The sequence below is a fragment of the Acidisoma sp. C75 genome, from assembly GCF_054665095.1.
Genome location: NZ_BAAFHD010000006.1, coordinates 55,896 through 75,653 on the forward strand (window position 1 = coordinate 55,896; position 19,758 = coordinate 75,653).

The 19,758-nt window shown below is 69.6% G+C and carries 15 protein-coding genes and 1 riboswitch; of the genes, 2 read left to right on the plus strand and 13 right to left on the minus strand.

Going from position 1 to position 19,758, the window contains the following annotated elements; all coding sequences use genetic code 11:
- Positions 1-59: 59 nt before the first annotated feature.
- Positions 60-950: a glycosyltransferase family 9 protein gene (locus tag ACYQ7X_RS09515; RefSeq protein WP_459696759.1), complete on the plus strand. Its 891-nt coding sequence runs from the start codon at positions 60-62 to the stop codon at positions 948-950.
- Here ACYQ7X_RS09515 and addA read toward each other — a convergent pair.
- From addA to tsaE, 4 genes are read right to left on the minus strand one after another with little or no spacing between them, the layout of a single operon-like run.
- A complete protein-coding gene (gene addA, locus ACYQ7X_RS09520; RefSeq protein WP_459696760.1) occupies positions 914-4,501 on the minus strand; it encodes a double-strand break repair helicase AddA in 3,588 nt (1,195 codons plus the stop codon). The two genes, ACYQ7X_RS09515 and addA, sit on opposite strands and share 37 nt — an antisense overlap.
- 1 nt (position 4,502) lies before the next feature.
- Positions 4,503-7,466, minus strand: coding sequence for a double-strand break repair protein AddB (gene addB, locus ACYQ7X_RS09525; RefSeq protein WP_459696761.1), 2,964 nt, complete (start codon positions 7,464-7,466; stop codon positions 4,503-4,505).
- Positions 7,463-8,239, minus strand: coding sequence for a nucleotidyltransferase family protein (locus tag ACYQ7X_RS09530; RefSeq protein ID WP_459696762.1), 777 nt, complete (start codon positions 8,237-8,239; stop codon positions 7,463-7,465). The genes addB and ACYQ7X_RS09530 overlap by 4 nt, the downstream gene beginning before the upstream one ends.
- Complete coding sequence (gene tsaE / locus ACYQ7X_RS09535; RefSeq protein ID WP_459696763.1) at positions 8,236-8,715, minus strand: tRNA (adenosine(37)-N6)-threonylcarbamoyltransferase complex ATPase subunit type 1 TsaE; 480 nt, start codon at positions 8,713-8,715, stop codon at positions 8,236-8,238. Before tsaE ends, ACYQ7X_RS09530 begins: the two co-directional genes overlap by 4 nt.
- An 82-nt stretch (positions 8,716-8,797) precedes the next feature.
- On the opposite strand from tsaE, the gene ACYQ7X_RS09540 reads away from it, so the two are divergent.
- The gene (locus ACYQ7X_RS09540) at positions 8,798-9,811 is read left to right on the plus strand and encodes an NAD(P)/FAD-dependent oxidoreductase (RefSeq protein WP_459696764.1); all 1,014 of its coding nucleotides are present in this window, start codon (positions 8,798-8,800) and stop codon (positions 9,809-9,811) included.
- A gap of 14 nt (positions 9,812-9,825) precedes the next feature.
- On the opposite strand, the gene ACYQ7X_RS09545 is transcribed toward ACYQ7X_RS09540, so the two are convergent.
- From ACYQ7X_RS09545 to ACYQ7X_RS09585, 9 genes are all read right to left on the minus strand, one after another.
- On the minus strand, positions 9,826-11,091 hold the full coding sequence (locus ACYQ7X_RS09545; RefSeq protein WP_459696765.1) for a D-amino acid dehydrogenase: 1,266 nt from the start codon (positions 11,089-11,091) through the stop codon (positions 9,826-9,828).
- A gap of 135 nt (positions 11,092-11,226) precedes the next feature.
- A riboswitch (glycine riboswitch) is annotated at positions 11,227-11,319 on the minus strand.
- A 64-nt stretch (positions 11,320-11,383) separates the two neighbouring features.
- Positions 11,384-11,536, minus strand: a complete 153-nt coding sequence (locus ACYQ7X_RS09550; RefSeq protein ID WP_459696767.1) for a DUF3309 domain-containing protein — start codon at positions 11,534-11,536, stop codon at positions 11,384-11,386.
- 120 nt (positions 11,537-11,656) lie between these two features.
- Positions 11,657-13,186 (minus strand): SpoVR family protein, encoded by a 1,530-nt coding sequence (locus ACYQ7X_RS09555; RefSeq protein WP_459696768.1) that lies wholly within the window; start codon positions 13,184-13,186, stop codon positions 11,657-11,659.
- Positions 13,183-14,463 (minus strand): YeaH/YhbH family protein, encoded by a 1,281-nt coding sequence (locus tag ACYQ7X_RS09560; protein ID WP_459696769.1) that lies wholly within the window; start codon positions 14,461-14,463, stop codon positions 13,183-13,185. The genes ACYQ7X_RS09555 and ACYQ7X_RS09560 overlap by 4 nt, the downstream gene beginning before the upstream one ends.
- A 9-nt stretch (positions 14,464-14,472) precedes the next feature.
- Positions 14,473-16,419 (minus strand): PrkA family serine protein kinase, encoded by a 1,947-nt coding sequence (locus ACYQ7X_RS09565; protein ID WP_459696770.1) that lies wholly within the window; start codon positions 16,417-16,419, stop codon positions 14,473-14,475.
- 318 nt (positions 16,420-16,737) lie between these two features.
- Positions 16,738-17,178: an RbsD/FucU family protein gene (locus tag ACYQ7X_RS09570; RefSeq protein WP_459696771.1), complete on the minus strand. Its 441-nt coding sequence runs from the start codon at positions 17,176-17,178 to the stop codon at positions 16,738-16,740.
- Between the two features lie 77 nt (positions 17,179-17,255).
- The gene (locus ACYQ7X_RS09575; RefSeq protein ID WP_459696772.1) at positions 17,256-18,008 is read right to left on the minus strand and encodes a YoaK family protein; all 753 of its coding nucleotides are present in this window, start codon (positions 18,006-18,008) and stop codon (positions 17,256-17,258) included.
- Complete coding sequence (locus tag ACYQ7X_RS09580; RefSeq protein WP_459696773.1) at positions 18,001-18,573, minus strand: phosphate-starvation-inducible PsiE family protein; 573 nt, start codon at positions 18,571-18,573, stop codon at positions 18,001-18,003. The genes ACYQ7X_RS09575 and ACYQ7X_RS09580 overlap by 8 nt, the downstream gene beginning before the upstream one ends.
- 89 nt (positions 18,574-18,662) lie before the next feature.
- Positions 18,663-19,709, minus strand: a complete 1,047-nt coding sequence (locus ACYQ7X_RS09585) for an alpha/beta fold hydrolase (protein WP_459696774.1) — start codon at positions 19,707-19,709, stop codon at positions 18,663-18,665.
- Positions 19,710-19,758: the final 49 nt, after the last annotated feature.

The following is a 19,758-nucleotide window of genomic DNA, read 5'->3' on the forward strand; positions in this document are numbered from 1 at the left end:
GAAGTTGGGCCATCCGCTGGCTTCCCGCAAGCTGATCGAGCCGCGTATCTGTTGTGCCCATGGCACAGCAAACGACAGTCACGACAATTCTGAATGGCTTCGGCCTCAGCCTCGGGGATGGCATTATCGGCCTGCAGGCGCTGTCCGCGGCCCGCACCCTCGGCCATATCACCGGGCGGGTGGTGCTTGGCCGGCGAGAGCCGCCGGAGAAGCCGCTGGTGCCGCAGCTTTACGGCCTCATCGACGATCTCGCCAAGGTGATGCCGATGGAGGAGGCGCCGCGCGCCGGCCGCCTTATCGATATCCGGGATTTCGCCTTCGATCCGCGCTTCGCCCGCGTCTCGATGATCGATTTCTTCCTGGCCCGGCTCGGCATCGCCCCCGAATCGGTGCCGGCCGATCTCAAGCGCAACCGCTGGCTCGCCCCCCGGCTGCCACGCCTGCCCGGGCTTGGCCTGCCGCCGGCCTATGTTCTGCTCTGCCCGCAAGCCTCGATAGCGCTCCGGGATATGCCGGAGGTGGTGCATGCGGCGATTGCGGAGCAACTCACGCGGCGCGGCGCAGGCCCGGTGGTGACGCAGGGGGAGCCACTGGCCGGCGCCATCGCCGCGCCCTGGGTTTCGCGGATCGAGGAACTCTGCGCCCTCGTCGCCGGCGCGCGGGGGATCATCTCCACCGATACGGCCATCCTGCACCTGGCCGATGCCTTCGACGTGCCTTGCCTCGCCTTCTTCACCACCCATCGGCCAGAATGGCGGGTGCGGGATTATCCGCGCTGCCTGCCGCTGCACCTGCCGGCGCCGGGTTTGCCGGAAAGCATCGAATTTCTGCGCGGGCCGGAAGACCTGGCCGCAGCGCGCGCCGCCTGGTTCCCCGCGGGGGATGATCTCGGCTGGCTGAGCCGGGCGCTCGATCAGTTTCTGGAGAGCGTGGCTGCCCCCGGCGCGTGAGCCGCGAGCAGCGGGGCGGGCAGGGGCATCACGCTCGCCGTCTCGGTCCAGACGAGTGCCGCCTGGATCTGGCGGCCGGGGAAGATCGCGCCCAGCAGCGCCGCATAGGCGGCCATCTGGCGGAGATAGAGCGGCGGCACCCGGGCGGCCTCGGCCGGCGGCCGGCGATTGGTCTTGAAGTCGAGCAGGGTGACGCTCGCCTCCGTCACCGCCAGCCGGTCGATGACGCCATTGACGATGACGCCGCCGACTTCCCCCGCTACCGGCACTTCCGCCCGGCTGCCAGGGGCGAAAGCGGGCGCGAGGGCGGGATGGGCGAGCACAGCGGCGCATTGCTCGAGCAGCGCCTCGGCCTCCGGCTGCTCCATTGCGCCGATGCCGCCACGGGTCAGGAAGGCGAGGCCTGCTGCCTGCCGCTCGGCCACCGGCAGATCCGGCAGATGCTGCAACAGCGCATGCAGCAGGGCGCCACGGGCGAGGCCGCCGGCGGCTGAACGGCCGTCGGAGAGGTTCGTGGCGCCGGCGGCGCGCGGCGAGAGGGCGGCCGGCACCGGGCCGAATTGCGCACCCTCCGGCCGGCTTGGCGCGAGGGGGCGGGGGCGGGCGGGTTCAGCGGCGGGCGGCCTTGGGCTGCCTCCCGCACTGAGCCCGAGCCCGAAGCCGAGCCAGGCGGGCGGGGCCGGCGCTTCCGTGGTCCGCCCCCGCGTGCGGCTGGGCGGCGGGCGCCGCTGGGGCGAGGCGATCAGCCGCCGCGCCGGTGGGAAGGTGCTGCCCTCGCCGGCGGGCTGCATCTCGGCGCCGAGGCGCGCGAAGCCGCGCTCGGCCAGCTCATACCAGCTCGGCGTGCCCCCTCGCGCGCCACCGCGGCCGGCTTCCCAGCCGCAGAGGATGAGGCGGTCCTCGGCGCGGGTGAGCGCCACGTAGAGCAGGCGATGATGTTCCTCCTGCCGCTCCGCCCGCAACTGCGCCTGCACTGTCTCGCTCGCCGCGCACTGGTCGGCCTTGGCGGGTAGCGGGATGGGGATCTCGATGCCGCTCTCCCCGTCGCGTAGCCAGAGCAGGGGTTCGCGGTCCCCGCCCGGCGGCCGCGCGGCATCGGCGAGGATGACGATCGGCGCCTGCAAGCCCTTGGAGGCATGGACCGTCATGATGCGCACGGCATCCCCCGCCGCCTCCGGCTCGCGCTTCGCCTCGGCCGAGGATTGCCGCAGCCAGTGCAGGAAGCTTTGCAGCGAGGGCGGATGGCTCGCGGCATGGGTAAGCGCGGCCTGGAGCAGTTCGTCCACCGGCTCCGCCGCTTCCGGGCCAAGCCGGGCGAAGAGCCGCGCCCGTCCGCCGAGCGGGCCGAGCGCCTGGGAGAGCAGCGCATAGGGCGGGGTGAAATCGACCTTGGCCTGCAAGGCCGCGAAGAAGCCCCAGGCGGCGGACCAGTCCGCCCGCTCGGCCGCGCGGCGGCGGAGGCTTTCCACCAGATGCCGCTCCGCCCGCCCGGCGGCCAGCGCCATCAGGCTCGCATCGGAGAGGTTGCCCAAAGGGCTCGTCAGCCAGCAGGCGAAGGAGAGATCGTCCTCCGGCAGCAACAGGCTGTCGGCAAGGGCCATGAGATCCTGCACCGCCGGCTGCTCGGTCAGTGCCAGCCGGTCGAGCCCGGCGACGGCGACGCCCGCCGCTTTCAGTTCCCGCACCAGCATGGGCGCGAGCGGCGCGCGGCGCTGCAGAAGGATGAGGATATCGCCGGCCGAGACCGGGCGGCCCTGACTTTCGAGCAGGGTTGTGTCGTCCGTCAGCCGCGCGATCCATAGGGCGAGCTGGCGGGCGAGGCGGGCGGGGGCGGAGACCTGGCCGAGATTGGCCTGCGGGATCGTCCAGGCCTCGGGCTCGGGTGTTTCCTCCCGTGGGATGAGCGGCCAGAGTTCCACCGCGCCCGCATCCTCGGGCCGCGCCGAGAGGTGGGCGAGCGGCAGGCCCCCCGGCTCCACCACGCCGCGCGCCGCTTCGGGATCGGCGAAGACGGCGTCAACCAGTTGCAGCACGGGGGTCGCGGAGCGGAAGGAGACATCGAGCGCGCCATCGTGCCAGCCAAGCCCCGCTGCCTGCACCTGGGCGCGCAGCCGCGCCCGCCAATCGTCGAAGGAGCGGAGATCGGCGCCCTGGAAGCCGAAGATCGACTGCTTGCGGTCCCCGACCGCGAAGACGGTGCGGGTGCTGGTGCCGGCCGCATCCCGCGCGCCGAGGCCGGCGAAGAATTCCGCCGTCAGGCTGCCGGCGATGGTCCATTGCGAGGGCGCGGTATCCTGCACCTCGTCCAGCAGCAGATGGTCGAGCCCGTGGTCGAGCTTGAACAGCACCCAGGCGGCGCCCGGATCGCGCAGCAGATCGTTGGAACGCAGGATGAGGCTGCCGTAATCCATCAGCCCTTCCGCCTGCCGCCGCCCCGCCTGCTGGTGTAGCACGGGCAGGCAGATGCGCAGGAAGGCGATGGCGAGGGCGGCGAGCCGGGCGGCGGCGAAACCCTCGTTCAGCGCTGCGATACGCTGTTGCTCGGCTTCCAGCACCGGCCAGAGATCGGGGTGCGCGGCATCGAGCTTGGCGTTGACGAGCTTGGCGCGCGCCCGGGGTTCCTCCTCCTTGGTGAAAAAGCCGGCGGTCCAGGCCGGCCAGCGGGCGGGGCGGGTCTCTTCTGGTGCGGCCAGCCAATCGAGGAGGCTGACCGCCCGCTCGGCGACGGTCTTGGACCCCTCACGCATGCAGAGGCCCAGGGCATCGCGCAGGCGGGGAGCGTCCATCCCGGCCGTCGCCTCCTGCCACAGCACCGCGGCATCGCGCGTGGCGCCGAGCAGTTGGCGCAGCCGCGCCTCCAGCCACTCCGGCGGCCGCGCGAGCAGCGCCTCGCTCTTCTCGCGCGCCTGGTCGGCCCGGGCGAGCATCTGATCCAGCGTCGCAGCCGAGACCTCGCTCGCCAGCAGCTCGACCGCCTGGTGCAGCGGCGTGCCATCCTCGACCCGGGCGAGCACCCGCTCCACCGCCTCGCGCAGGCCGAGTGCCGCATCGCGGTCCTCCTCGAGGCGGAAATGCGGCGAGAGGCCTGCTTCCAGAGGAAAGCGGCGGAGGAGGGATTGGCAGAAGGCGTGGATTGTCTCGATCCGCATGCCGCCAGGCAGATCGAGCACGATCGCGAAGAGCGCGCGGGCGCGGGCACGATGCGCCGCGCTCGGGGTAACGCCGAGCTCCTCCAGCGCGGCATCGAGCGCGCCATCCGGCAGGCTGACCCAGCGGCCGAGCCGATCCTGCAGCCGGAGCGCCATCTCGGCCGCGCCGTTGCGGGTATAGGTGAGGCAGAGGATGCGCCCGGGATCGACGCCCGCGAGCATGAGGCGGAGCAGCCGGTCGGTCAGCAGCTTGGTCTTGCCCGAGCCGGCGGATGCGGCGACGAAGGTGGAAAGGGCAGGATCGGCCGCGATGCGCTGCGCGCGGCTCGCCCGGGCCCGCGCATCGGCGGCGGAGGGAGGTGCGGGCAGCGGCAGGCCGGGCTGGCTTTCATCCTTCGGCATCTCAGCTTTCTTCCATCGCGCCGGCCCATTCCGCCATGCGGGCGAGGCGGGCATAGGCGCTCTCACGCGCCGCGCGGCCCGGATGCGGGCGGGCGAGATAGGGGCGGCCCGGATCGTCGAAGGCGGCGACGAGGGCGGCAAGCGCATCCGCCGAGCGGGCGATGAGGGCGGCGCGCTCGGCCGCGTCGGGCACCAGGAGGACGATCTTGCCCGGCTCGCCCCCGCCTTTCAGCCGCCAGTAGCTGAGTTCCGCCGTCGGCCCCTCGAAAGCCTCACCGAAGCCGCCGCGGGCCGCCATCGCGGCTTCCAACGGCAGCTGCGGCGCATGCCCGTCCTTGACCTTGGCATCGGCCGGCACCGCCCCGGTCTTGTAATCGATGATGCCAAGGCTGCCATCGGCCCGCCGCTCGATCCGGTCGGCCCGGCCGGTGAGCAGGAAGGGGCCGCCGGGGGCGGCGAGTTCCCAGCGCCCGGCAACCTCGGCGCCGATCGCGGTCAGCGCGAGGCCGGGGCGGCGCGCGGCTTCGGCCTCGGCGATCCAGTCGGCGATGCGGATCAGGCGTGGCCGCCACCATTGCGCCAGCGCCGGCCGGAGCCGGGCGGCGGCGAGCGCGCGCTCCATCGCGATGCGCAGCCGGGCGGGCGAGTGCGGCCCCCAGGCGGCTCCGGCCTCGGCCAGGAAAATCTGCATCCCGGCATGCACCAGCCGCCCGAAATCGGCCGCGTCTGTCGCCTGGTCGAGCGGGTCGAGTTCCGGCAGCCGAAGAATGTGGCGGGCATAGATTGCGTAAGGATCGGCGAGCCAGGTCTCAATTTCGGTAATCGAAAGCCGGCGCGGGCGGAGGGCGACGGCGGGCCGCGGCGCGGGTGGTGGTGCCGGTGCCGGCGGGCCGGCGGGCTGGTCGATCCGCGCGGCCCAGCCGAGGGCGGGGTGCACGGGCAGGGCCAGGTTCTGCCCGGCGAGCATCGCTTCCAGCCGCTTGAGCCAGCGGGCCGGCACGGCGGGCGCCCCGGCCTGCCGGCGAGGATGACTGAGGATAATGGTGGCACCGGCGGAGACCGCGCCCAGGAAATCATGCGCCGCCTGGCCGATCACCTCCTCGGGCGAGGGCAGCCCGGCTTCCGCCCGCATGCGGCGGCTGAGCCAGGGGCCGGGATCGGGCGCGGGCGGCCAGGCACCCTCCACGAGGCCGCCGAGCACGAGTAGATCGGCCGCCTGCAGGCGCGCTTCGAGCAGGCCCCAGATGAAGATGCGCGGGTGGATGATCTCCTCTTCCGCCCGCCCCCGCAGCGCGCGGCGGGAATGGACGAGCTTGCCCTCCAGCACGGCATCGAGCAGGCCGGGCAGGCCGGCGGGCGACATGTCCGGCAACGCGGCCAGGGCAGGGCGGAGTTCGCTCAGCACCGCCGCCAGCATCTCCCCCTCCTCGCCCGACCACAAGCGCTCCGCGCCGGGGCTGCGATCGGTACTGGCGAAGGCCTCGGCGGCGGCGATCAGCGCCTCGACCAGGACGCCGGGCGGCTGGCGGGCATGGCCGGACATGGTGGCGAGCAGCGGGGCGAGCGCCGCTTCCAGCCGGTTGAGCAGATCGGGCACCGTATCGGGCACCGGATGGCGGGCGAAATCCGCCGCCTGGCGCAGGCCGAGGAGACCGGGGGCCGGGCGCGGCCCGCGCAGGCAATAGCGTTCCAGCAGGCGGGCGGCGGCGCGGCAGGCGGCGGGTGAGAGGCCGCAGGCGGCGAAAGGGTGTTTCAGCAGCGCGAGCAGCGGCACCGGGGCGAGACGCTCCGCCACCGCCTGGGCGATGAGGCGGAGCAGCACGGCATGCGGCGTCTCCGCCAGGGGTTCGCCGGCGCTGTCGTCGGCAATGACGCCGAAGCGGCCGAGTTCGGCCACCACCCGGGTGGCGAGTGCCCGATCCGGCGTTACCAGCACGCCCCGCGCCCCGGGGCGTTCCAGCACATCGCGGAGGATGAGGGCGATGGCCAGCGCCTCCTCCTGCTGGTCGGCTGCCGGCAGGCGATAGAGGTCGGATAGATCGGCCGGCGGCGCTTCCCGCCAGAGGCTGAGGGCTTCCGCCGGCAGCAGCGCTCGGTTCAGCAAGCCTTCCCGCGGCGAGGCGGCCGCCGCGCCGGGCAGTGCCGCGACCTCCTCCCGCCGGCCGCCGATGCCAGCGAGCAGGCGCTGCAGAGCCATCTGTGGATGGCCGGGGCGGAGCGCCGCCCAGGCCGCCTCCGGCATCGCCTGGTCGAGCCCTTGGAAGATGACGGCGCCCTGCGCCATGCGGGCGACCGCATGGGCGAGGCGGACGAGCGCCGGCCGCGCGGCGGTGAGGCCGGCGATCCACACCGGATAAGCTGGCGCCCGCGCCTGCCAGCTATCGGCCAGGGCGTGCAGCAGCCGTACCTGCCGGGCGGCCGGATCCATCAAGCCTCGCTCGGCCAGGATGCGCGGCCATTGCTCGGTCGCGATCGCAAGGAAGGTCAGCGTCTTTTGCCAGTGCATGGCAAGCTCCGCCGGGACGCTCGCCTTCAGCGCGGTCGAGAGATCGACCTCGGCGCGCGCCGCCTCGTCCATCAGCGCCGCGAGTTCCCGCGCCAGCCGCCACCCGGCATCGAGATTGGGGCGCGGGCCGCCGCTTGCCGCCTCCAGCGCCAGGATGAGCTGGCAGAGGGTAGAGAGCCGCTCCGCCTCCGGCATGGCCGGCGGCAGGGCGAGCGGGTTCGGCCCGAGCAAGAGGGGCGCTTCGTCCGGCGCGCCGATGGCGGCGATGCGGGGAAGCAGCAGCGGCCGCCCATCGGTCGCGCGCAGGAAGGCTTCGCCAAGCGCGCGCGCCGCTCGCCGTGTCGGCAGCAGGATGAGGCCTTCCGCCAGCGGATCGGCGCCGTGGAGCGCAAGCCAGCGGGCGGCCAGCGCGTCGAGAAAGGGCGTGCTGAAAGGGACGGTCCAGAGGCCGAGCCTCACCGCCGCTCCCCTGCGCTATGGGCGCGAAGCTCGATCTCGGCGGTGGCGAGATCGGGCGGGGTGGAGAGATGGAACCAGACCCCGTCATGCACGATGGCACGGAGCCGGCCGGCGGCGATCGCCCGGTCCCACAGCCGGTTGAAGCTGAAGGCGCCGCCCGGCGCATCCTGAAACAGGGCGGGCGCGGCGATCTGCACCCCGGCATAGAGATAGGGCACATGCTCATGCTCCTCCGGCCGGCGGGGCACGCCCCAGCTATCAAGCGCGAAATCTCCGCGGCCCACGGCGCCCGGCACCAATACGGTGCGGTAGAAGAGAAGGGTCGCCGCGGCCTCCGCCCCGGCCGGCATGGCGCCGGCCAGACGCGCGAGCATCGGCGTCGGCCCATCCAGCCAGAAGGCGTCACCGTTGACGACGTAGAAGGGCGCATCGCCGAGCAGCCCTTCGGCGAGGGCGGCGGCGACCGCCCCGCCGGTATCGAGCAGCGCCGGCTCGGGGCGGAGGGTAATGCGCAGCCCGCCGCGCCGCGCCGCGAGATGGGCCGCGACCTTCTCCGCCTGCCAATGGGTATTGACCACCACCTGTTCGACCCCCGCTTCCTCCAGCCGGTCGAGCGCATGGTCGATGAGGGCGCGGCCGCGGATAGGGAGCAGGGGCTTGGCGGTTCCGGCAGTCAAGGGCCGCATGCGGGTGCCGAGCCCGGCTGCCAGGAGCATGGCGAAGCGCGGCGTGGCGCGGGGCTGGTCTGGCATGGCAGGGCGGGGCGCGGTCATGCCCGCTCTTTAAGCCGCTCCTGCCGATCCGGCCAGCCGGTGAGCGTCACGCGGCGGCTGCCATCGGCGGCCGGGTCCAGGCTGATGGCAAGCGTGCGGCCGCCGGGCGCGGGCGCCAGCGTGCCGAGACGATCCGGCCATTCGATCAGCGTGATCTCCGCGAAGGCATCTTCAAGGCCGAGTTCGGCGAGATCGGCCGCCGCCTCGATTCGCCAGAGATCGTAGTGATGCACGAGCCCGCGTGGCGTCTCGTAGCTTTGCACGAGGGTGAAGCTTGGGCTCGGCACTTCGAGCGCCGGATCCTCGGCGAGTGTGCGGATCGTGGCGCGGGCGAGCGCGCTTTTGCCGGCCCCGAGCGGGCCCGAAAGCAGCAGGCAATCGCCCGGGCCCAGCAGGCGCGCGATGCGGCGGCCGAGCGCCTCGGTCTCGGCCAGGCTCGGCAGGGTGAGGCTCAGGGTGGCGGCGGGCGGCGTCATCGGCCGAGCATGCCCGAAGGCTGGACGGACCGGAAGGCCAGCGCCTATTAGCGGGCCTTGCCGAGCGAGGAGCGGAGACGCAATGGCCGAGACGCTGGAAACCGACGTGGCGATCATAGGCGCGGGCCCGGCCGGGCTCTTCGCCGTGTTCGAATGCGGCATGCTGAAGATGCGCTGCCTGCTGATCGACGCGCTGGACGAGGTGGGCGGGCAATGCGCGGCGCTCTATCCCGAGAAGCCGATCTACGACATTCCGGCCCATCCGGCGATCGAAGCGACCGACCTCATCGCGCGGCTGGAAGCGCAGATCGCGCCCTTCGCCGCGCCGCGCTTGCTGGGCCGGCGGGTGAGCGGGCTTGCGGGCGAGAGCGGCGCCTTCACGCTGACGACCGATAAGGGCGACCGGATCGCCGCGCGGGCGGTGATCATCGCCGCCGGCGCTGGCGCCTTCGGGCCCAACCGCCCGCCGCTTGACGGTCTCGCGGCGTACGAGGCGAGCGGCGGGGTGCAGTATTACGTCCGCCGGCGGGAGGAATTCCGCGGCAAGCGGGTGGTCATCGCGGGGGGCGGCGATTCGGCGGTGGATTGGGCGATCGCGCTCAATGGCATCGCCGCCTCGATCAGCCTCGTGCATCGCCGGCCGAAATTCCGCGCCGCGCCCGAGATGGCCGCGCGGCTGGACGAGATGGCGGCGGCCGGCGCGATCGACCTCGTGATCCCCTACCAGCTGCATGGGCTGGAAGGGGAAGCTGGCCGGCTGTCCGGCGTCGTGGTGGCGACCTTGCAGGGCGAGCAGCGGGTGCTGCCGGCGGATGTGCTGCTGCCTTTCTTCGGGCTGGCGATGGATCTCGGCCCGATCGCCGAATGGGGCCTGGCGCTGGAGCGGCACCACCTGCCGGTGACGGCCGCGACCTGCGAGACGAGCACGCCCGGGATCTTCGCGATCGGCGATATCGCGACCTATCCCGGCAAGCTCAAGCTCATTCTGCAAGGCTTCGCCGAAGGGGCGATGGCGGCCCATGCCATCCACCCCATCGTACATCCGGGCGAGGCCCTGCATTTCGAATATTCGACCAGCAAGGGCGTGCCGGGCTGATCAGCCCCGCCGGCTCAGACCGGCCGGGCTTGGCCCGCCATCAGAAGCGCCACCTTCTCCGCCGTCGCCGCGGAGAGCGTCCAGCCGAGATGGCCATGGCCGGTATTGTAGAAGACGCGCGGATGGTGCCCCTGCCGCACCACCGGCATCATGTCGGGCCGCATCGGGCGCAGCCCAGCCCAAGGGACCGATTGCCGCGTGCTCATCCCCGGGAAATGCGCGTGGCACCAGGCGATCAGCGGGCGGATGCGGGCGGCCTTGATGTCCTTATTCTCGCCCGCGAATTCCGCCGTGCCGGCCACCCGGAAGCGGCTGGGGCCGAGCCGGCTCGTCACGATCTTGGCCCGGTCGTCGAGCAGGCTGACCCAGGGCGCGCGCGCCTGGTCCGCGGGGTCCGAGAGATCGACCGTGATCGAATAGCCCTTCACCGGATAGATGTTGAGCCTGTCCCCCGCCATCGCGGCAAGCTGGCGGGAGCGCACGCCGCTGCAGATGACGACCTGATCGAAGCGCACGCTCTCCGCCCCGGCGCCCCGCGCCTCCGCCGGGGCGAGGCGCAGCGTGACGCCAGCCGCATCGGGCCGCAGCCCTTCCACCGCCATGCCGAAATGCAGCGCCGCTCCCCGCCGCGCGCAGGCGGCCGCCAGCTGATGGGTGAATTTATGGATATCGCCGGTGAAATCCGAGGGCGTGTACCAGCCGCCATAGATATCGCCGGAGAGCGCCGGCTCGATCCCCCGGATCTCCGATGGCGTGACTGCCTGGCGTTCCAGCCCGGCCTGCGCGAGCAGGGCGGAGACACGGCCCGCCGCTTCGAATTCCCGCTTCGTCGCGTAGAAATGCAGGATGCCGCGCTTTTCGCAGTCAAACGCGATGCCCTCTGCCTCGGCCATGCCGAGCAGATGAGCGCGCGCGGCGATGGCGAGCCGCGCGGTGGTGACGGTGTTTTCCTCATAGCGCGGGATATTGGCGACGAAGGCCGCCATCCAGGAGAGCTTGTGCCAGGAGGGCGCGGGGTGGACGAGCAGCGGCGCTCCGGGCGTGAACATCCACTTGATACCCTTGAGGATGGTCGCCCAGCTGTTCCAGACTTCGGCATTGGAAGCCGAGAGCTGGCCGCCATTGGCGAAGGAGGTTTCCATCGCCGCATAGGGCAGCCGATCGAAGACGCTCACCGCGAAGCCCTGGCGCAGCAGGCAATAGGCGGTGGTGATGCCGGTAATGCCGGCGCCGATGACGGCAACCCGCGATTGGGATGCGGTGGGGGTAGCGGCAGACATAGGGCAGGCTCCTTGCCGCATATGGCGGCGTGCGGGCCCCCTCTGTCATTGGCCTGAGAGCTTCGCGCCTCGCCCGACCCTCGGGCGAGAGGCTTACACCTTCGGCGTGGGACAAGTCCCACTTTCCAGAGTCAAAAAACCAGCGCGGTCCTGGCTACCTGAGAGTTTCCGGGGCGGTTGCTCCTTCGGTGCCGCCCGGTGAGGGGCGGGCTCTCCCGCGCCCTCTCCCTGTGCGCCGCCGGGCCGTGGCCCGTCAAGCGGGATCGGCCCGGCCGGCGCTCAAGGCAGGCCGCTAAAGAACGAGGAGCAAGATGATGATGATGAGGACGAGGCCAAGGCCGCCGCCGAGCGGATAGGCATAGGGCCCGCCGAAGCCGCCGCCGACGAAGCCATAGCCGCCGCCGAAGAGCAGCAGGATGATCAGGATGATGAGCAAGAGGCGCATGACGATTCCCCGCGAGGTGACGTGTTCGTAACCAAGCTGGGTTGGGGTTGGCATCCGGCAAGAGCCGCGCCGCATCAGGCCACGCGCCCGTGATCGCGACGGTAGAGCGCCGCCCCGCCATCAGCCGGGCGGTGGGGTTGCCGAATAGGTGGCGAGCACCGCCTCGCTCTCGCTATCCACTTCGAGCAGCCGCACCTCATAGCCCCAGAGCGCGGCGAGATGACGGAGCGTCGCCTCCGCATCGCGCTGGGCGAGCAGCGCGCCGGAGCGCGTGCGATGCTGGAGCAGCAGCCGCCGATCACCCGCGAGATCGACATCGACGATCTGCACGTCCGGATCATGCGCCGCCGGATCGTAGGATGCGGCGAGGCTGCGGCGGATGGCGCGATAGCCCGCCTCGTCATGGATGGCATCGACCACGAGATCGGGATCGTTGGTATCGTCCAGCAGCTGGAACATGCGGAACTGGCGGATGACGGCGGGCGAGAGGAATTGCAGGATGAAGCTCTCGTCCCGGAAATTCGCCCAAGAATAACGCAGCGTGCCGAGCGGATCGCCATTTCCCGCGAAATCGGGGAACCAGGCGCGATCCTCGGCGGTGGGCTCGGTGCAGATGCGCTCGATATCGCGCATCATCGCGTAGCCCAGCGCATAGGGGTTGAAGCCGGGGCCGCCGGCCGGATGATCGAAGCCCGGCTGCATGATGACGTTGCTGGTGGAATGCAGCACCTCCATGAAGGAGGCATCGGTGATCTGCCCGGTCTCGTGCAGGCGCGTCATGATGCGCTGATGCACCCAGGTTGCGCAGCCCTCGTTCATCACCTTGGCCTGCGGCTGCGGATAGAAATACTGCGCGATGAGGCGGACGATGCGGATAACCTCGCGCTGCCAGGACTGCAGCCGGGGGGCCATCTTCTCGACGAAATAGAGCAGGTTCTCTTCCGGCAGGCCGAGCCGCCGCCGCCGCTCGGCCATGGTATCGGCGACATGGCGGGGCTTGCCGCCCGGCACCGTGCGCCAGAGATCATCGAACACCCGCTCGTCATGCTCCCGCCGCTCCCGCTCGCGCTTCTGGTCGAGCTTGAGGTTGAGCGGGCGCGCGCCGCCATGCCGATGCACCCCGTGGCGAGAGAGCGCGTGCGCCGCATCGAGCACCCGCTCCACCGCGGCAACCCCGTGCTGATCCTCGCAGGAGGCGATGTAGCCGCGCGCGAATTCGAGATAGTCGAGGATCGCGGAAGCCTCGGTCCATTGCTGGAAGAGGTGGTTGTTGCGGAAGAAGTGGTTATGGCCGAAGGCGGCATGGGCGATGACGAGGGCCTGCATCGTCGCCGTATTCTCCTCCATCAGATAGCTGATGCAGGGGTTGGAATTGATCACCACCTCGTAGGCGAGGCTCGAATAGCCGCGGCGATAGCTCGCCTCATGCTGCATGAACCGCTTGCCGTAGGACCAGTGCCGGTAGGTGAGCGGCATGCCGTGGGCGGTATAGACATCGAGCATCTGCTCAGCGGTGATGATCTCGATGCGGTTGGGATAGACCTCGAGGCCGAGTTCCTCGCAGGCAATCCGCTCGATCGCATCGTAGCTGCGCTGGATGGTCGGGAAATCCCAGTCCGATCCCTCGAAGAGCAGGGGGCGATCTGTCACGCATTGGCCTTTCGCGCGAAAAGCTGGCGGAAGACGGAGAAGATATCCCGGGCATCGGAAACCCGGCTCATGGCGAGGCGCGGATTGCGGGCGGAGAGCGGCTGGTAGCCGCGCCAAAGGTCCGTCTCGCCGCGGATGATCGCCATCGAGCCGACCTCGATATAGGCGAAATACTGCACGATCGGCAGGATCTCGGCCTCCAGCATGGAGACCGACTTCAGCGTGTCGCTGCCGGAATTGTCCCCGTCGGACGCCTGCGCCACGTAGATGTTCCAACTGTCCGGCGAATAGCGTTCGCGCTGCACGCGGAGAAACTCGGTGAGCGCGGAAGAGACGACGGTGCCGCCGGTCCGCGGATCGGTGAAGAAGCGTTCCTCATCCACCTCCTCCGCCGTCTCGGTATGGCGGATGAAGACGAGATCGACATGCTTGTAGCGGCGTTCGAGAAAGACGTGCAGGAGGAGGAAGAAGCGCTTGGCGAGATCCTTCATTGGCTCGGACATCGAGCCCGAGACATCCATGAGGCAGAACATCACCGCGCGCGCCGAGGGTTTGGGCACCTGGGTGAAGCGGCGGTAGCGGAGATCGACCGGATCGATCCAGGGAATCCGCCGCTGGCGGAGCAGGGCGGTTTCGAGTTCCGCCCGCGCGCGCCACAGCCTCTCGGCATCGGCGCGGGATTTTTCGAGCGCGGCAATCTCTGCTTCGAGCGCAAGGATCTCTTCCGATTTCGGCCGCTTGAGGCCGATGCGCCGTGCCATGGACTGGCGCATGCTGCGCGCCATGTCGATCTGCGCCGGCGCTCCATCGGTCGAGAGGCCGGCGCGCTGGGGCGCCATGGTCTCGGTCGTCACGATCTGATTCTTGACCAGATCGGGTAGTTCGAGATCGTCGAAAAAAAGGTCGAGAAATTCGTCCCGGGTCAGGACGAAGCGGAAGCCGTCCTCAGAATCGCCACCCGAGCCCGCCTCGCCCGGGCCGCCGCCCTGCCGATCCGCCGCGGGCGGCCGCTTGATGCGGTCCCCCACTGAGAATTCCTTGTTGCCCGAGAAGATGAAGCTCCGCTTGCCGCGCGAGAAGACGCTATGGAAGCTCGGTTCGTGCAGGCTGTCGGACGGGATGGTCACCGTCTGCTCGTTCGCCGCCTGGCGCAGGGTGCCTTGGTCGATCGCCGCCCGTGCCGCCCGGGCCACCGCCGCCCGGGCTCTCTTCAAGACGCGCTGACGGTTTTCGAGATTCTTGCCGTGGGGGTTGCGGCGGCGGTCGATGATCTCCAAGAGCGTCCCTCAGGCTGACTGCTTGACGCGCATGTACCATTCCACGAGCCGGCGCACCTGCCGCTCCGTATAGCCGCGGCTGACCATGCGGCTCACGAAATCATTATGCTTTCGTTCCGTATCCTGATCCTTCTTGGAACCGAAGCTGATGACCGGCAGCAGATCCTCGACCTGGCTGAACATGCGCTTCTCGATCACCTCACGGATCTTCTCATAGGAGGTCCAGGAGGGATTGCGGCCGCCATTGGCCGCCCGGGTGCGCAGCGCGAATTTCACCACCTCGTTGCGGAAATCCTTCGGATTGGCGATGCCCGCCGGCTTTTCGATCTTGGTGAGTTCCGCGTTGAGCAGTTCGCGGTTGAGCATCTGCCCTGTATCGGGGTCTTTGAAATCCTGATCCTCGATCCAGGCATCGGCATAGTCGAGGTAGCGGTCGAACAGGTTCTGGCCGTAATCGCCATAGCTCTCCAGATAGGCCTTCTGGATCTCGTTGCCGATGAACTCGGCGTAGCGGGAGGCGAGCTCGTCCTTGATGGCGGCGAGATAGCCCGCTTCGATCTCGGGCGGGAACTGCTCGCGCCGGATCGCTTGTTCCAGCACATACATCAGATGCACCGGATCGGCCCCGACCTCGGCCGAGGAATAGTTGAAGGTCTCGGACAGCACCTTGAAGGCGAAGCGGGTCGAGATGCCGTCCATCCCTTCATCCACCCCGGCGGCGTCCTTATACTCCTGCATGGTTTTGACCTTGGGGTCGGTCTCGCGGATATTCTCGCCGTCATAGACGCGCATCTTGGCGAAGGGCCGGGAATTCGCATGCGGCTTGAGCCGGGACAGGACCGCGAAGCGTGCCAGCATTTCGAGCGTATGCGGCGCGCAAGGCGCTTCCGCCAGTGCCGAGCCCTGGATGAGCTTCTCGTAGATCTTGCTCTCCTCCGTCACCCGGAGGCAGTAAGGCACCTTGACCACCGAGACGCGATCGAGAAAGGCTTCGTTGGTGCGGTTGTTGCGGAAACTCTGCCACTCCGCCTCGTTCGAATGGGCGAGGATGATGCCCTGGAAGGGGATCGCGCCGATATTCTCGGTGCCGACGTAGTTGCCTTCCTGCGTCGCCGTCAGCAGCGGATGCAGCATCTTGATCGGCGCCTTGAACATCTCGACGAATTCGAGAATCCCCTGGTTCGCGCGGTTGAGGCCGCCCGAGAAGCCATAGGCGTCCGGGTCGTTCTGGCTATAGGTTTCGAGCTTGCGGATATCGACCTTGCCGACGAGGGCGGAGATATCCTGATTGTTATCGTCCCCCGGCTCGGTCTTGGCGACGGCGATCTGCTTGCGGCGAGACGGGTAGAGCTTGACCACGCGGAAGCGCTGCAGATCGCCATCCCATTCCTCCAGCCGCTTCAGCGCCCAGGGGCTCGCGATACCGGTGAGCACACGACGCGGAATGCCGAATTCCTCCGCCAGCATCGGCCCCATGCTCTCGGGATCGAAGAGGCCGAGCGGGCTTTCGAAAACCGGGCTCAACTGATCGCCCGCCTTCAGCACATAGATCGGCTCGCGTTCCATCAGCATCTTGAGCCGCTCGCCGAGCGAGGATTTGCCGCCGCCCACCGGCCCCAGCAGGTAGAGGACCTGCTTGCGCTCCTCGAGCCCTTGGGCGGCGTGGCGGAAGAAGCCGACGATCCGCTCGATGGTCTCTTCCATGCCGTGGAAATCCGAGAAGGCGGGATAGATCCGCAAGGTACGGTTGAGGAAGATGCGGCCGAGCCGCGGATCGCGCGAGGTATCGACGAGTTCGGGCTCGCCGATCGCGCGCAGCATCCGCTCCGCCGGGCTTGCATAGCACAGCGGATCTTCCCGGCAGGCCCTCAGATAGTCCGCCAGGCTCATCTCTCTTTCGCGCGTCTGGTCCCGCAGGGCGGCGTGTAAAGAGAAGATGTCGTCTGGTCGATCCATGCGCGCTTTCTCCAGCCAATCGGCGAGTTTGCTGCCTGGGGCCGCATCCGCCGTAAGGCGGAGGGTATCCGGCAGGTCGGCAACTCCGAGCCTAGCGCAAGGCGGTTGTCGGTTTCACTAACAACATTTTGCTTCTTCGCGAAACATCGCGCGAGGGCAGCGCCGGCAGCGCGGGAAAAGCATGGTGCCGCCGGGGGTTAGCCGGCCAAATCGGCGCATGGCGGAAATCGCATGTCACGCTTCGCTGCGGGCCGCAGGATGCCGCATTGCGGCAAAAGGGTGGCGGCGGGGCGATTCGCCGCCCCTCACCTGGCGCGCTCAGCCTTCTTCGGGGTGCAGCACGCCCTTCTTCAGGATAATGCAGCCGTAGAGGCGGCGCTCGCCCGTCTGCACCACGGCGTAGCAGGATTTCGCCCGCTCATAGAAGGCGAAGCGTTCAACCTGCTCGACGCCGAAGCGCCCGTTGGAATATTTCTTCACCTGCGCCTCGAACTCCACGGCGATCGGGGCGAGGTTCGCGGGGTCATGCACCTGCTGCATGACGAAGGCCGACTGCTCGACGAATTCATCGAGCGGCATGAGCTTGAGCACCGCTTCGGTCAGCGCGGTGGCGGGCACGCCATCGGCGCGCAGGGTCCGCTGGCCCATGGTCTCGGCCGGGAAATTGGCATCGACGATGGCGATTTCGTCGCCATGGCCCATTTCGCGGAGCGTTGCCAGGAGATCGGGAGAGAGCACGGGATCGATAAAGCGTAGCATGGTGGTTTCCTTCCTGGTTCCGTCGGGGTGGCGGCCACCCGCGGCGCCGGGGCGGAGGGGATCGCCCCGATCGGGCTTCAAGCGGCCGAAGCCTGCCCCGGCCCGGGCAGGGAGACAAGGGCGCGCAGCAGGGCGAGGAGGAGGATGGGCGGGGCGAGGCCGAAGCCGCCCAAGGTGAGGGCGGCGGCCGCGCCCAGCACCGCGCCGCCGGCGAAGGCGCCGACCGTGATGGCGGCCCGGCGCATGCCGAGGGCGCGGGCCTGTGCCGCAGCCGGCGCGCGCTCCGCAACCGGCAGCAGGAAGCCGCTCACCCAGCGGACCGTGGCCTCCGAGATATTGGTCGTCATCGCCGTGGTGGAGGGCAGGCTGGGCAGGGCGACCCTCATCAGCGCGTTCTGCGTCCCCATGGCACCGAGCATCAGCGTGCCGAGGATGACGGCCGAGAGATCGTCCGGTCCGCGGGCAGGGGGCATCGCCAGGAGTGCGGCCGAGGCGAGGCAGAGGAAAACGATTTCGAGCGCGAGCCCCCGCGCCAGCGCCGCCTGCGGTGCGCGCCCGCGGCCGCCAATCACAAGGCTCGCAAGCCCGACCCAGAGCACGAAGATGGGAACCGCCAGGAACTTCATCAGGATATGCGGATCGCCCCGCGCGATACCCACCGCCATGAAGGCGAGATTGCCGGTGACATGGGAGGTCAGCAGGCCCTTGAGCCGCAGATAGCCGAAGGCATCGGCGAAGCCGGCGGTGATGGCGAGGCCGAGGGCAAGCCGCGCCGCGAATGCCGGGGCTGGCGGCGGTGCGCCGCCCTCGGGCTTCGCTGCCTCAGCCATGCGGGGCGGGGCCGCCCAACCCCTCGGCGCCGGGCGCTTGCCCACGCAGCGCGCCCTCTCGGTGGGCTTCTGCGCGCGGTGCCTCTGCACGGGGGCTGGCGGCTCTGCTCTCATCCACCGTACGCCGATCCTGATCCCGCACCAGCCAATAGACGATGCCGAGCGCCAGGACCGAGGAGGCGACGGCGATGGTCTCGGCGACGTTGATCTCCTTGAGGTCGAGGATGATGAACTTCCGCAAGGTCGCCAGCATGCCGATGAGGATGATCGAGCGGATGCGGACGATGCTCGCCTGGCTTGAGGTGACGATGAGGAAGGAGCGTTTGAATTCGAGGCCAATCAACACGGTGAAGAACATGCCGAAGATCGCCGGATAGACCGCGGGATTGGCGGGATCGAGCTGCCCGGCGGCGATGAGCACCAGGGTCGCGAGCACGAGATGCCAGGTGGCGAAGGCGATCAGCACGACCACGACGAGGGTGAGGATGAGCATGATGAGATGCTCGAAGGTCTCGTAGAGCGTATTGCCGATGAAGCGGCGGAGCGCCGTGTTGAAGTCAGCCATGGTCGGCGGTGATCCTCTCCAGTAAGCCTGCCGCAGCCTGATAGCAGAGCGCGAGCGCCCTGGCGCCGGCTTGGGTGAGCGGCCAGCGATCAGGAAGCCGTGCGGCTGCCGCCCTCATCCTCCAGCCAGGCGCGCACCGCGGCTTTGAGGAAAGCGTGTTCCGCGGGCAGGCTTGCCGGCGCCCCGGCGACATGCCCCCAGATGCTCGGGATCGGCCGCAGGCAGCCCGCGCGCAGCGCGCCGAGTTCCGCCGCGTTATCGGCGGGCGGAAAGTAGAGATCCGTCTCGCACGGCATCAGCAGCACGCGTGCGGTGATGCTGGCGAGCGCTTGGCCGAGATCGCCCGCGAAGCCCTCAGCCGCGATATCGCTCGCATACCAGGTGTGGAGCTGGGCGTAGAGATCGGCCGCCGTGCGGGTAAAGCCCGGCTCCCAATGCGCGTCTAGAAATTCGTCGAGCGTGCGGGCGCCGGTCGAGGAAAGGTGCAGCCCGGCGCGATACCAGGCCTGGCTCATCGCCCAGCTGGCATAGCAGCGGGCGAAGGCGCGGCGGGCGGCGACGGGCTCGGCCGTGAAGCGGCCGGGCGGGCGGAATTCCGGTGCGGCTTCGAGGATCGCCATCAGGGAGGCGAGGAAGACCTGGTTATGCGGCGCCGTGCGCGCGCTGCCGCAGACAACGATCGCGCGGGCGACGGGCAGCGGTGCCATCGCCGCCCAGTGATAGGCCTGCTGCGCGCCCATCGAGAAGCCATAGACGGCGGCGAGTTGCCGGAGGCCGAATTCTTCGGCGAGCAGCCTTGCCTGGGCGCGGACATTGTCCGCTGTGGTGACGAGCGCGGGATAGTCTGCGGTGTTGGACGGGCTGGAGGACAGGCCATTGCCGAACGTGTCGGGGATGATGACGAACCAGCGCGCCGGATCGAACAGGCTTTCCGGCCCTACCGCCCAGCCGAGGCCGCTGTGCTGGGCGCCGAAGCTCGTGGGGTAGAGGATCGCATTATCGCCGCGCGGCGAGAGGGTGCCGTGCGTCTTCCAGGAAAGCCGCGCATCCGGCAGCACGGCGCCGGACGCGAGGCGAAGATCGCCGAGGCGGAAAACCCCCTCGGCCTGCGGCCAGGCCGCTCCGGTCTCGTCCATCCGCATGAGGCTCCATCGTGCTAGGGGCTGGGCCGGGAGGGGCCTAGCC